The sequence below is a fragment of the Janthinobacterium foliorum genome, from assembly GCF_978021625.1.
In genome coordinates this window covers 233691-246058 of the sequence record NZ_CDXDQE010000004.1, presented here as the reverse complement: position 1 = coordinate 246058, position 12368 = coordinate 233691, and the positions used below count along the sequence as shown (strand labels likewise).

At 64.6% G+C, this 12368-nt stretch carries 11 protein-coding genes and 1 pseudogene; 8 read left to right on the top strand and 4 right to left on the bottom strand.

Annotated features, from left to right (window positions below; genetic code table 11):
- Positions 1 to 84 precede the first annotated feature (84 nt).
- From prfA to ACZ92H_RS11365, 5 genes are all read left to right on the top strand, one after another.
- A complete protein-coding gene (prfA, locus tag ACZ92H_RS11385) occupies positions 85 to 1161 on the top strand; it encodes a peptide chain release factor 1 (protein ID WP_131374693.1) in 1077 nt (358 codons plus the stop codon).
- A 185-nt stretch (positions 1162 to 1346) separates the two neighbouring features.
- Positions 1347 to 1817, top strand: a complete 471-nt coding sequence (locus ACZ92H_RS11380; protein WP_131374695.1) for a disulfide bond formation protein B — start codon at positions 1347 to 1349, stop codon at positions 1815 to 1817.
- A gap of 11 nt (positions 1818 to 1828) precedes the next feature.
- Positions 1829 to 2659 carry a peptide chain release factor N(5)-glutamine methyltransferase gene (gene prmC / locus ACZ92H_RS11375; RefSeq protein WP_465049401.1) on the top strand — a complete coding sequence of 277 codons (831 nt, stop codon included), beginning with the start codon at positions 1829 to 1831 and terminating at the stop codon, positions 2657 to 2659.
- Positions 2660 to 2874: 215 nt separating this feature from the next.
- A complete protein-coding gene (gshA, locus tag ACZ92H_RS11370; protein WP_465049400.1) occupies positions 2875 to 4476 on the top strand; it encodes a glutamate--cysteine ligase in 1602 nt (533 codons plus the stop codon).
- 27 nt (positions 4477 to 4503) lie between these two features.
- Complete coding sequence (locus ACZ92H_RS11365) at positions 4504 to 5547, top strand: histone deacetylase family protein (protein ID WP_465049399.1); 1044 nt, start codon at positions 4504 to 4506, stop codon at positions 5545 to 5547.
- An 81-nt stretch (positions 5548 to 5628) separates the two neighbouring features.
- On the opposite strand, the gene ACZ92H_RS11360 is transcribed toward ACZ92H_RS11365, so the two are convergent.
- Positions 5629 to 6411 (bottom strand): LytR/AlgR family response regulator transcription factor, encoded by a 783-nt coding sequence (locus tag ACZ92H_RS11360; protein ID WP_131374703.1) that lies wholly within the window; start codon positions 6409 to 6411, stop codon positions 5629 to 5631.
- On the bottom strand, positions 6398 to 7663 hold the full coding sequence (locus ACZ92H_RS11355; RefSeq protein WP_465049398.1) for a histidine kinase: 1266 nt from the start codon (positions 7661 to 7663) through the stop codon (positions 6398 to 6400). Before ACZ92H_RS11355 ends, ACZ92H_RS11360 begins: the two co-directional genes overlap by 14 nt.
- Positions 7664 to 7945: 282 nt before the next feature.
- Here ACZ92H_RS11355 and ACZ92H_RS11350 point away from each other — a divergent pair, with 282 nt between their 5' ends.
- From ACZ92H_RS11350 to ACZ92H_RS11340, 3 genes and pseudogenes are all read left to right on the top strand, one after another.
- Positions 7946 to 8371 carry an organic hydroperoxide resistance protein gene (locus ACZ92H_RS11350; protein ID WP_034783746.1) on the top strand — a complete coding sequence of 142 codons (426 nt, stop codon included), beginning with the start codon at positions 7946 to 7948 and terminating at the stop codon, positions 8369 to 8371.
- Between the two features lie 144 nt (positions 8372 to 8515).
- Positions 8516 to 8992, top strand: coding sequence for a GNAT family N-acetyltransferase (locus ACZ92H_RS11345; RefSeq protein WP_465049397.1), 477 nt, complete (start codon positions 8516 to 8518; stop codon positions 8990 to 8992).
- Positions 8989 to 9501: pseudogene (locus ACZ92H_RS11340) on the top strand (Dph6-related ATP pyrophosphatase); the annotation flags it as partial. The gene ACZ92H_RS11345 and the pseudogene ACZ92H_RS11340, both read left to right, overlap by 4 nt.
- A 222-nt stretch (positions 9502 to 9723) precedes the next feature.
- Here ACZ92H_RS11340 and ACZ92H_RS11335 read toward each other — a convergent pair.
- Both ACZ92H_RS11335 and ACZ92H_RS11330 read right to left on the bottom strand, forming a co-directional pair.
- Positions 9724 to 10185: an FKBP-type peptidyl-prolyl cis-trans isomerase gene (locus ACZ92H_RS11335; RefSeq protein WP_465049395.1), complete on the bottom strand. Its 462-nt coding sequence runs from the start codon at positions 10183 to 10185 to the stop codon at positions 9724 to 9726.
- Between the two features lie 169 nt (positions 10186 to 10354).
- Complete coding sequence (locus ACZ92H_RS11330; RefSeq protein ID WP_092798785.1) at positions 10355 to 12232, bottom strand: potassium transporter Kup; 1878 nt, start codon at positions 12230 to 12232, stop codon at positions 10355 to 10357.
- Positions 12233 to 12368 lie beyond the last annotated feature (136 nt).

Below are 12368 nucleotides of genomic sequence, written 5' to 3'. Positions count from 1 at the left end.
TGGCCGCCCGCGCGCGGCCGCCCCTGCCCGCCTGCCGGGCTTGCCTGACCCGCCCTCTCCCTACACTCTTTACCGCGAATCGCTATGAAACCATCCATGCTGGCCAAACTCGATCAACTGGCGAACCGCCTGGTTGAACTCGACGAACTGTTGATGCACCCGGACGCCACGTCCAACATGGACAGCTACCGCAAGATGACGCGCGAGCATGCCGAACTGGGCCCATTGGTGGCCCTGTACCGCTCCTATCAGGAAGCGGGCAACGACATTGCCACAGCGCAGGACATGCTGGCCGACCCGGACATGAAGGAATTCGCCCAGGAAGAGATCGAAACGGCGAAAGCCACCATGGCGCAGCTGGAGCGCGAGCTGCAGACCATGCTGCTGCCGAAGGACGTCAACGACGAGCGCAACATCTTCCTGGAAATTCGCGCCGGCACGGGCGGCGACGAATCCGCCCTGTTCGCCGGCGACCTGCTGCGCATGTACACGCGCTTTGCCGAACGCAACCGCTGGCAGGTGGAACTGGTGTCCTCGTCAGATTCCGACCTGGGCGGCTACCGCGAAGTAATCGTGCGCATCGTCGGCAATGGCGCGTATTCCAAGCTGAAGTTCGAATCGGGCGGCCACCGCGTGCAGCGCGTGCCGGCCACGGAAACCCAGGGCCGCATCCATACGTCGGCCTGCACGGTGGCCGTGATGCCGGAAGCGGATGAAGTGGAAGACGTCAACATCAACCCGGCCGACCTGCGCATCGACACCTACCGCGCCTCGGGCGCCGGCGGGCAGCACATCAACAAGACGGACTCGGCCGTGCGCATCACCCACTTGCCGACCGGCATCGTGGTGGAGTGCCAGGATGACCGCAGCCAGCACAAGAACAAGGCGCAAGCCATGAAGGTACTGGCCGCGCGCATCAAGGACGTGCAGCTGCGCGAACAGCAGTCGAAGGAAGCGGCCACCCGCAAGAGCCTGATCGGCTCGGGCGACCGCAGCGAACGCATCCGCACGTATAACTTCCCGCAGGGGCGCCTGACGGACCACCGCATCAACCTGACGTTGTACAAGCTGGACTTCATCATGGATGGCGATTTGACGGAGCTGACGAATGCCTTGGCGGCAGAGCACCAGGCGGAGCTCTTAGCAGCGCTGGGCGATTAAAAAGCGTCCATGGCGGCGTTGCAGCGCCTGGCCGTACCTTCGTACTGCCTGCGGCGCTGCGCCTCGCCCTGAACACTTTTTAAAGCGCCCAGCCAGATCAAGGGTTTAAGTAGCGGCTAAGCAACAAAAATCGGCCCTTGTGCGAGAATGCGTAGCTCGATTCCATCCACCTCACCGTGTCGCCCATGAAAAATTCACGCACCGTCCTCCTGTTGATCGCCGCCCTGTGTTTCCTGATGCTGGGCGTGGCCATGTATTTGCAGCATGCCATGAACATGGCACCCTGCCCGCTGTGCGTGATCCAGCGCTACCTGTTCCTCGCCATCGCCATCGCCTGCCTGGCGGGCGCGGCGGCCAACCGTCCGAAGATCGGCGCCAGTGTCGGCCTGCTGGCGGCTTTGGGCGGCCTGGGCGTGGGCGCCAAGCACCTGTACGTGCTGGCCAACCCCGGCTTCTCGTGCGGCATCGACCCCGTGGAAACGGCGCTGAACAAGGTCTTCACGGCCGAACTCATGCCTTTCATGTTTGAATCGTATGGCGCCTGCGAAAGCGCGGGCGAGCCATTTTTCGGCCTGTCGATCCCGCAGTGGGCATTTGCCTGGTTTGCCATTTTTGCCATCGGCCTGCTGTGGACCTTGTTGCGCCGTAAGAAATAATTGAAAGCACCATGCCAGAAACCTTGATTCCCGCCGGCAGCACTGTCGGCGCCTTGCAAATCCGCCCCCTGCTCGACCCGCTCGACAACCGCATCCTGCTGGGCCACGCGCTGGGCCTGTCGCGCGTGAGCCTGATCACGCAATCGGAGCGAGTCCTTACTCATGACGAAGCCGAGCGTTTGTCAGGCCTGCTGGCGCGCCGCCTGCAGGGCGAGCCGATCGCCTACATCGTCGGCCAGCGCGAATTCTTCGGCTTGCCGTTTGCCGTCAGCGACGCCGTGCTGATCCCCCGCCCCGACACGGAAGTGCTGGTGGAACTGGCGCTCGAGCGCCTGCCACCGGGCGGTCGGGTGCTCGACATGGGCACGGGCAGCGGCGCCATCGCCGTCGCCCTCGCGCATACGCGGCCCGACGCCGTCGTCACGGCCCTCGACGTGAGCAGCGCGGCGCTGGCCGTGGCGCGCCGCAACGCCAGCGCCAACGGCGTCAACATCACCTTCATGGCCAGCGACTGGTTCGAAGCGCTGGGCACGGAAAAATTCGACCTGATCGTCTCGAATCCTCCCTACATCGCCAGCGGCGACCGCCACCTGGCCGAAGGCGACTTGCGCTTCGAGCCGGCCGGCGCGCTGACGGACCATGCGGACGGCCTGTCGGCCCTGCGCACCATCGTCGCCGGCGCCGCGCGCCACCTGGCGTCGGGCGCCTGGCTGCTGATGGAACACGGCTATGACCAGGCGGCACAGGTGCGCGGCTTGCTGGCCGAAGCCGGCTACGGCAAAGTGCAGAGCTGGCAAGACCTGGCCGGCATCGAACGGGTCAGCGGCGCCCGCCTGGGCTGACCGCATTGCTGTGCGCGTCGCTTGATCCAGCGACGCGCCAGATCCCCCTCAGTTTGTTAAAATATCAAGCGAATTCCTGACCGAAGCGTCGTCCCCGTGCCATGGGGCGGACGCTGGCGATGCGGCGTTTTTTGGGCCGGCGCCGACGCCTTTGCCAATTTTCGGTTAATCTCAGCACAAATTATTTATATGCTGCACAAGAAAGGAAGCTCAAATTGCCCAACCTGTTGACTCGCCGCCTGGCATTGCTGACTGAAGATGCCAACCGCGCGCTGCTGGGCGGCTTGCGCGGCATCGAGCGTGAAACCCTGCGCGTCGACGCCGCCGGCCATCTGGCTTCCACGCCCCATCCCGTCGCCCTGGGCTCGGCGCTGACGCATCCCGAGATCACCACCGACTACGCCGAAGCGCTGCTTGAATTCATCACGCCGGCCGAAGCCGATATCGCCACCACGCTGGACAAGCTGGACACCGTGCACCGCCATGCCTACAGCCGCCTCGGCGACGAACTGCTGTGGAGCCAGTCGATGCCCTGCCAGCTGCCGCCCGAGGCGGACATCGCGATCGCCAATTACGGCACCTCGAACATGGGCATGCTCAAGCATGTCTACCGGCGCGGCCTGGCCTTGCGTTATGGCAAAGCCATGCAATGCATCGCCGGCATCCATTACAACTATTCGCTCGATGAACAACTGTGGCAAGTGCTGGCCAGCCAGCCGGACACCAGCGCCAGCCCCGCGCATGCGACGGCCTCGGCCAAGGACGTGCAATCGGAAAGCTACCTGGCGACGATCCGCAACTTCCGCCGCTACAGCTGGCTGCTGATGTACCTGTTCGGCGCCTCGCCGGCCCTGTCGGCCGGTTTCCTGCGCGGTCGCGCGCACAAGCTCGACAGCCTGTCCGACGACACCCTGTTCCTGCCGTACGCCACCAGCCTGCGCATGAGCGACCTGGGCTACCAGAACGATGCCCAGTCGGGCCTGCGTCCGCACGAAAACAGCCTGGACGACTACGTCAACGCCCTCACGCACGCCGTCAACGACCCGTATCCGCCATATGAAGCGCTGGGCACGAAAAAGGATGGCGAGTGGATACAATTGTCCACCAACGTGCTGCAGATCGAAAATGAATACTATTCGACCATCCGCCCGAAACGCGTGATCCGCACGGGCGAGCGCCCCATCCAGGCCCTGTGCCTGCGCGGCGTGCAATACATCGAAGTGCGCTGCATGGATGTCGACCCGTTCGAGCCGGTGGGCATCAGCCTGGAGACGGGCCGCTTTCTCGACGCCTTTTTGCTGTTCTGCGCCCTCGACGACAGCGGCCCCATCTCGGCCGAGCAAAGCGCCTGCTATACCAACAATTTCGCCCGCACGGTGAAGGAAGGCCGCACGCCGGGCCTGACCCTGCGCCGCGACGGCAAGGAAATCACCCTGCAGGCGTGGGGCGAGGAACTGCTGGCGCGCATCGCGCCCGTGGCCGCCTTGCTCGACGCGCGCCAGGGCGGCACGCAGCATGCGGACAGCCTGGCGGCGCAAGCGCGCAAACTGGCCGACCCCGATGCCACGCCATCGGCCAAGGTGCTGGCCGAGCTGCGCGCCAACGGCGGCTCGTTTGCCGCCTTCGGCTTGCGCCAGAGCGAGCGCCACGCCGCCTACTTCCGCACGCATCCGCCCACACCCGAGCAAAGCGCGTATTTCGACCAGCTGGCCGAAAGCTCGCTGGCCGAGCAGCGCGCCATGGAAGCGGCACCCGCCGGCAGCTTCGACGACTTCGTCGCCGCCTACCGCGCCAGCACTTTGTGCTCGCACACCTGATCCTGCCCAGGCCCCGCCACGCGCCCCATGCTGACCTTCTACAATGAATTGCACGGCCAGCACCGGGGCCGCTTCGAATGGTTTCGCGGCGAGATGGTGCCCTGCTTCGAGACGCCGGAGCGGGTCGACATGGTGGTGGCCGAACTGGGACGGCGCAACCTGGGCCGCATCGTCACGCCGCACGGCGTGCCGCTGACGTCGCTGGAACGCATCCACACGCCCCGCTACCTGCACTTTTTGCGCCATGCGTGGCACGACTGGCTGGCGCTCGATCCCGACAACGCCAACAAGGACGCGCTGCCATCCGTGTGGCCCGTGCGCACCCTGCGCCACGATATCGAGCCGGAGAACTTCGCGGCCCGGCTGGGCCTGTATTCGATGGACAATGGCACGCCGCTCACGGCCGGCACGTGGACGGCGGCCAAGACGGGCGCCGACTGCGCCGTCAACGCGGCGCACGCGCTGCGCCTGGGCGAGCGGGCCACCTTTGCCCTGACGCGGCCACCGGGCCACCACGCGGGCAGCGATTTCTTTGGCGGCTACTGCTACCTGAACAATGCGGCCCTGGCCGCGCAGCACCTGCTCGACGACGGCGCGCGCAAGGTCGCCATCCTGGATATCGACTACCACCACGGCAACGGCACGCAGAGCATTTTCTATGCGCGCGACGACGTGCTGTTCGCCTCCATCCACGCCGACCCGCGCAACGAATATCCGTTCTACCTGGGCCACGCCGACGAGACGGGCAGCGGCGCCGGCGCCGGCTACAACGTCAACCTGCCGCTGCCGGCCGGCAGCAGCACGCCCAGCTGGTTCGCCGCGCTGGAGACGGCCTGCCTGCGCATCAACATGTACGCGCCCGACGCGCTGGTGGTCTCGCTCGGCGTGGACACCTTCGTCGGCGACCCGCTCTCGCACTTCGCCCTGCAAAGTGGCGACTACCTGCGCGTGGGCGAACGCCTGGCCCATCTGAACCTGCCCACCGCCTTCATCCTCGAAGGCGGCTATGCCGTGAAGGAAATCGGCATCAATGTCGTCAATGTGCTTGAGGGTTTTGAAACTGCGGAGTAATTCTGGGGTCAGACCCCCGTCCACGTTGACGGTGAGCCTGGCGTTAGCGGTATTGAGGGTCTGACCCCGGCTTGAGCAGCTCTACATATTCCTGAACAGCGCCATGAACGGCTGGCTCACGGCCAGGGTTTCCGGCCGCGTCTTCAGGCGCAGGACTCCCCGCCCCACTTCGTCGCGGGTGACGGACGCCACCGCCTTCATGTTGACGATGGTCGAGCGGTGGATCTGCTTGAAGATGGCGGGATCGAGCACGTCGAGCAGTTCGCGGATCGGCTTGCGCAGCAGCGCCTCGCCCTCGGCCGTCATGACGGCCGTGTATTTGGTATCGGACTGAAAATAAGCGATGTCGTCCACCATGATCAGCCGCGTATCCTTGCCGCTGCTGGCCGTCAGCCACACCAGCGGCGGCGACTTGGCGGCCGCCGGCAAGGCGCTCGTCAGCTGCTGCAGCAGGCCGGCCAGGGCGCTGTCGCTGGCCGCCCCCTTGGCGGCGCGCGCCTGCACGCGCTGCAGGGTCGCCTGCAGGCGCGCGCGGGAAATCGGCTTCAGCAGATAGTCGACGGCGCCCTTGTCGAAGGCATCGATCGCATACTGGTCATACGCCGTGACGAACACCACTTGCGTGGCGGGGCTGGCCTGCAAGGCGCCGGCCGCCACTTCCAGGCCCGTCAGGCCCGGCATGCGGATATCCAGGAAAGCGATATCGGGTCGCAGCGTGGCGATGGCCTCGAGCGCCGTGCCGCCGTCATCGCAGGCGGCGACGATGCGCAGGGCCGGCCACAGTTCACCCAGCATCGCCACCAGCGCATCGCGCAGCAGGGACTCGTCTTCGGCGATGACGCAAGTCAGGTCAAGCGGATCCATACGAGACTCCTTGCGCCGTGCTGTCGGGCACCGTGATGGTGGCCGTCACGCCATCGGGGAAATTGGCGAGGATGGAAAACGCGGCGGCGTTGCCGTAGGTCAGGCGCAGCCGTTCGCGCACATTGCGCAAGCCGATGCCCGTGCCGGCGCCATCGTCGCTGAAGCCCTTGCCATCGTCCGCCACCGTGACGATCACCGTGCCGTTGCCGCTGCGCGCCATGATCCAGATGGTGCCGCCGCCGCTTTTCGGCTCCAGGCCATGCTTGATGGCGTTTTCCACCAGGGTTTGCAGCATCATCGGCGGCAGCTCCGCCTGGCGCAGGTATTGCGGCACCTCGATCTGCAGGTTCAGCCGCGCGCCCATGCGGATTTTCAGGATATCGAGATAGGCGCGCGCCCGCTCCAGTTCCGTGCCCAGGGTCGACATAGCCTGCTCCGTGCGCGGCAGCGAGTGGCGCAGGTACAAAATCAGGTTGCCCAGCATTTCATCGGCCCGCGCCGGGTCGCTGCGCGTGAGCAGCTGCGCGCTGGCCAGGGTGTTGTACAGGAAGTGCGGCTCCACCTGCGCATGCAGCAGGCTCAGTTTCGCGACCGTGAGTTCCTTTTCCGTCACCGTCTGGCGCGCCTCGGCCTGTTCGCCGCGGCGGCGCTGCGCCACGCGGCGCGTGATGGCCCGCGTCACCGCTTCCGCGTTTTCCAGATTGCTGCCATGGTCGACGAGGAACCAGTCCGTCCAGGCATTGCGCGCCGGTTCGCAGATCAGGGTCACGCTGCCCGCTTCGCCGTTCGGCGTGACGGTGGCGAGGATCTGGTTCGGCCGCGGTTCCAGGAAACCCAGCACGCGCATGCGCGGCAAGCCCGTGTCCGTATAGGGCGCCGCGCGGCGCACGCGGGCCTGCACCTGCAGGCTGTCGCGCGCGCTTTCGACCACTTCGCTGCCCGGCAATTCGCGGATGGCCGCATCGATCATATCGAACGCTTCGCCCGCCTCGAAGGGGATCTCGATCTGGCGCCGCTGGCGGCTCGACAGGGTGCTGGCGTTGACACTGCCTGCGATCAGGCGCACGCGGCGCACGTGCGAAAACGCGTTCGTGACAACGGCGCTGGCCAGCAGCGCGCCGACGATGACAAAAAAGCCTTCCGTCTGCCCGAAGACATGGCGCAGAAAATTCTCGACCAGGATGGCGGTGGCGAGGATGTACGTGATCATCGTCGCCAGGGTGATGCGCAGGATAAAGAAGAAGCTGGTCATGATTTTTTCCTAGGCTATTGAAGTGGGGCCAGCATAACCACCGGCCCCGGCGACGGTGGCCATTATGCGACGGAAGGCGATTAATGGCGACAAAGGCAAGAAAAAAAGACTTGGGCGATGGAGGGCGAAATAAAATCGCTTGCAATTAAATAGCGCACGATATATATTGCGTACATGGACGCCGGAATGACTTCTTCAGACGGACATCCTGGGGCGACAGCCCGTGAAAAAAGTAGCACACTATTTAGTCGTCAACTATTTAACTAACGCAAGGAAACCATCATGTCGATCAAACAAGTCCTGTACCGCGCTCAAGCTACCGCCACCGGAGGCCGTGAAGGCCGTGCCGTCTCGTCCGACAATGTGCTGGACGTCAAGCTGACCACGCCAAAAGAACTGGGCGGCAATGGCGCCGTCGGCACCAATCCGGAACAACTGTTCGCCGCCGGTTACTCGGCCTGCTTCATCGGCGCCATGAAATTCGTCGGCGGCCGCGACAAGATCGCCCTGCCAGCGGACCTGTCCATCGAAGGCAATGTCGGCATCGGCGCCATCGAAACGGGCTTCGGCATCGAAGTGGAATTGAAAATCTCGCTGCCCGGCATGGAGCGCGCCGCCGCCGAAGCGCTGGTCGCCGCCGCCCACATCGTTTGCCCGTACTCGAACGCCACGCGCGGCAACATCGACGTCACCCTGACGATCGTGTAATCGAAGGAAACGCGCCCCTGCGCGTTGCACATCCCCGGCCACGCCACCCGGCGCCGCCGGGGATTTTTGCTTTGGCGCAGCGCCATCCCACGCCGGCGGCGTGAAGCCGGTAAAATCACGGCCACTCTCAATCAAGGATGACCCATGATCAGCTGGCAATGGAACACGTTCGACGCACTCGGCCCCCACGATCTGTACCAGGTGCTGGCCCTGCGCCAGCGCGTGTTCGTGCTGGAACAGCAGTGCCTGTACCCGGACCTCGATGGATATGACCAGCCAGCCATGCATCTGCTGGGCTGGCAAACGGTCGACGGCCAGCGCCGGCTGGCCGCCTACCTGCGCGTGCTGGCGCCCGGCGCCAAGTATGTGGAAATGTCGCTGGGCCGCGTGCTGACGGCGCCCGAGGCGCGCAGCACGGGCGCCGGCAGGCAGCTGTTAAGCGAAGGCATCGCGCGCGCCGAGCAGCAGCATCCGGGCCACGCCATCCGCATCGGCGCCCAGCTGTACCTGGAACGCTTTTATCAGTCGTTCGGCTTCGTCACCGTCAGCGCGCCCTACGATGAAGACGGCATACAGCACATCGACATGCTGCGTGCCGTTTCGGCGGGTACAGCGGCATGACGACGGCCCTGATTTCCTGGAGCGGCGGCAAGGATTCCTGCCTGGCGCTATGGCGCGCGCGCCACGCCGGCATGGCCGTGCCGCTGCTGATCACGGCCATGGATGAAGATGGCCGCAAGTCGCGCTCGCACGGCGTGCCGCCGGAACTGCTCGAGGCGCAGGCGGCCAGCCTGGGTGCGCGCCTGCAGCGCTATCACGCCAGCTGGGCCAGCTACGAGGAGCAATTCATCGCCATGCTGCGCGCCGCGAAGGACGAGGGCATCGCGCACGCCATCTTTGGCGACATCGACCTGCAGCCGCACCGCGACTGGGAAGAAAAGGTCTGCGCCAGCGCCGGCCTGACGGCGCACCTGCCCCTGTGGGGCGAAGCGCGGCGCGCGCTGGTCGATGAATTTCTCGCCGCCGGCTTCAAGGCCATCGTCGTGTGCATCAATGGCCAGCATCTGCCACGCGAATTTTGCGGGCGCGAGTTCGATGCCGCCTTTTTGACCGACCTGCCGCCCGGCGTCGACGCCTGCGGCGAAAATGGCGAATTCCACACCTTCGTCTACGATGGTCCCGCCTTCAGCGCGCCGTCGCGCTGCGCCGCACGCAAGTGCTGCAATATGATGCGCCAGCCAATCTGGGGGGCGCCACGTATTACTTCCAGGAGCTGGCGCCGGCCTGAGCGCCGTGAAAACAAAAAGGGCGATTCCGTGGAATCGCCCTTCTGTCTGTCACCGTGCGCGTGCTTACTTTTTCGTCACGGCCACCAGCTTGACTTCAAACAGCAAGCCCGCATAGCCAGGAATCTTCGGCGGGCTGCCCGCCTTGCCGTAGCCCAGGTCATACGGAATGGACAGGATGCGCGTGCCGCCCTCTTTCATGCCGACCAGGCCACGGTCCCAGCCCAGGATGACCTGGCCGATGCCCAGGGTGAGCTTGAAACCGGCAGCCGTCGGGGTCGCATCGAACTGCGCGCCCTTGTTGTCCGGCTTGCTCGCGTCATACAGCCAGCCGGTGTAGGTCACCAACAAATTATCGCCCGCTGCCGCCGTCGCGCCGGTGCCGACCACCGGGTCGGTGAAACTGAGTTCCTTCACTTGCGTATTCGGGTCGAGCACCACCGGCTTCTCGGTGTTTGCGGCGGCGCCGCAGGCAGTCAGAGCCACTGCGCAAGCGAGCGTGGCGATCATTTGAAATACCGATTTCATGGTTTCCCTTTAAATATTGGAGTGTGACTGAGGCCCGTACGGTGCGGACCGGTACGGGCTGGAGTGTAACAGGACTCGTGTACCCCGTTTGTAAGCAGACGTAAGCACGGCGGCAATTGGTGCGTCAATACAACGTTGATACAACGACCACGCCGCCGCTCCGTCCCGGCTAGATTTCCACCTGCGTGCCCAGTTCGATGACCCGGTTGCTGGGGATCTGGTAGTAATCGGCCGCCGTGCGCGCGTTGCGCGACATGGTGACGAACAAATGCTCGCGCCACGGCATCATGCCGGCGCCCGGCGTCGAAATGATGGTCTGGCGGGCGATGAAGAACGAGGTTTCCATCATCTCGAAATCGAGTCCCTGTTGCGCGCATTGCGCCAGCGCATCGGGAATGTCCGGCTCGTCCTTGAAACCGTAATGCACGTTGACCTGGTAGCACTGGTGGCCCAGGTCCACCACGCGCACGCGCTCGGACGGCGCCACCCACGGCTCTTCATGCATGAAGACGGTGAGGAAGATGACTCTTTCATGCAACACTTTGTTGTGCAGCAAGTTATGCAGCAGCGCATGCGGCACGCCGTCCGTTTCGCCGCGCAGGAAGATGGCCGTGCCGGGCACGCGCAGGGGCGGCGCGATGAACAACGACGAGAGGAAATCGTCGAGCGGGATCGCATGTTTTTCCAGATTCTGGAACACCAGCTGGCGGCCCCGCTTCCAGGTCAGCATGACGATGAAGAGGATCGAGCCCAGGAGCAGGGGGAACCAGCCGCCGTGGAACAGTTTCAGCGCGGTGGCCGACACCAGGTTGACGTCGATGATCAGGAAGAAACCCGTGGCGGCCCAGCACAGGGCCAGGTTCATCTTCCAGCGGTAGCGGATGACGAAGAAGGTCAGGATGGTGGTGCACAGCATGGTGGCCGTGACGGCGATGCCATAGGCGGCGGCCAGGTTTTCCGACGAGCCGAAGCCGACCACGGCCAGCAGCACCACGCACAGCTGCAGCCAGTTCACTGCAGGAATGTAGATCTGGCCGATTTCGCTTTCCGACGTATGACGCACGCGCATGCGCGGCAGGAAGCCCAGCGCGATGGCTTGCTTGGTCATCGAGAAGGTGCCGGAAATGGTGGCCTGCGAGGCGATCACGGTGGCCATGGTCGACAGGATCACCAGCGGATACACGCTCCACGCGCCCAGCTGCTGGTAAAACGGATTCGACACGGCTTCCGGATGGGCCAGCAACAAGCCGCCCTGTCCCAGGTAATTCAGCGCCAGCGCGGGAAAGGCGATCAGGAACCACGCCATGCGGATCGGCTTCTTGCCGAAGTGGCCCATGTCGGCATACAGCGCCTCGGCGCCCGTCAGCGCCAGCACCACGGCACCGAGTGCCACGAAGGCAACAAAGCCGTTATGCATCAGGAAAGTGGCCGCGTGGATGGGATTGAGCGCGGCCAGGATATGCGGCGACTTGATGATGTTGACCACGCCCATGGCGGCCAGCGAGGCAAACCACAGCACCATGATGGGCGCAAAATAGCGGCCGATGCCGGCCGTGCCGTGCGCCTGCACGGAGTACAGGGCCACCAGCACCACCATCGTCAGCGGCACCACGTATGCGCTCAGGGCGGGCGTGGCCACTTCCAGGCCTTCGATCGCCGACAGCACGGAAATGGCCGGCGTGATCACGCTGTCGCCATAGAACAGCGTGGCGCCGAAGACGCCGATGACCATCAGCGGGAAATGCCAGCGCGACAGGCGGCTGACGGACGACAGCACCAGCGCCATCAGGGCCATGATGCCGCCCTCGCCGCGGTTGTCGGCGCGCAGCACCAGGGTCACGTACTTGAGCGAGACGATCAGGGTCAGGCCCCAGAAGATCAGCGAAACGATGCCCAGCAGATTTTCGTGCGACAGCGCCAGGCCGTGGGCAGGATCAAAGACCGTCTTCAGGGTGTACAGCGGGCTGGTGCCGATATCGCCGTAAACGATGCCGACGGCCGCCAGCGTCATGCCGGCCAGGCCGCTTTTTTTGTGTTCCGACGTCAAGGTTGCACCCGTTTTTGTTTTGTTGCATCGCACAATATGATAGGTATTAGCAAATAGCAAGAGTATTTTTGCATGGTTCCGGGCTGCCCCAAAGGTCGTTGTTTTCTGCCGCTGCGGCGCCGTCAGGCGGGCTGGC

What these genes read in the sequence shown, in the direction of transcription:
- prfA (WP_131374693.1), top strand. Translation starts at nt 85, where the DNA reads ATGAAACCATCCATGCTGGCCAAACTCGATCAACTGGCGAACCGCCTG.
- ACZ92H_RS11380 (WP_131374695.1), top strand. Translation starts at nt 1,347, where the DNA reads ATGAAAAATTCACGCACCGTCCTCCTGTTGATCGCCGCCCTGTGTTTC.
- prmC (WP_465049401.1), top strand. Translation starts at nt 1,829, where the DNA reads ATGCCAGAAACCTTGATTCCCGCCGGCAGCACTGTCGGCGCCTTGCAA.
- ACZ92H_RS11365 (WP_465049399.1), top strand. Translation starts at nt 4,504, where the DNA reads ATGCTGACCTTCTACAATGAATTGCACGGCCAGCACCGGGGCCGCTTC.
- ACZ92H_RS11360 (WP_131374703.1), bottom strand. Translation starts at nt 6,411, where the DNA reads ATGGATCCGCTTGACCTGACTTGCGTCATCGCCGAAGACGAGTCCCTG.
- ACZ92H_RS11355 (WP_465049398.1), bottom strand. Translation starts at nt 7,663, where the DNA reads ATGACCAGCTTCTTCTTTATCCTGCGCATCACCCTGGCGACGATGATC.
- ACZ92H_RS11350 (WP_034783746.1), top strand. Translation starts at nt 7,946, where the DNA reads ATGTCGATCAAACAAGTCCTGTACCGCGCTCAAGCTACCGCCACCGGA.
- ACZ92H_RS11345 (WP_465049397.1), top strand. Translation starts at nt 8,516, where the DNA reads ATGATCAGCTGGCAATGGAACACGTTCGACGCACTCGGCCCCCACGAT.
- ACZ92H_RS11335 (WP_465049395.1), bottom strand. Translation starts at nt 10,185, where the DNA reads ATGAAATCGGTATTTCAAATGATCGCCACGCTCGCTTGCGCAGTGGCT.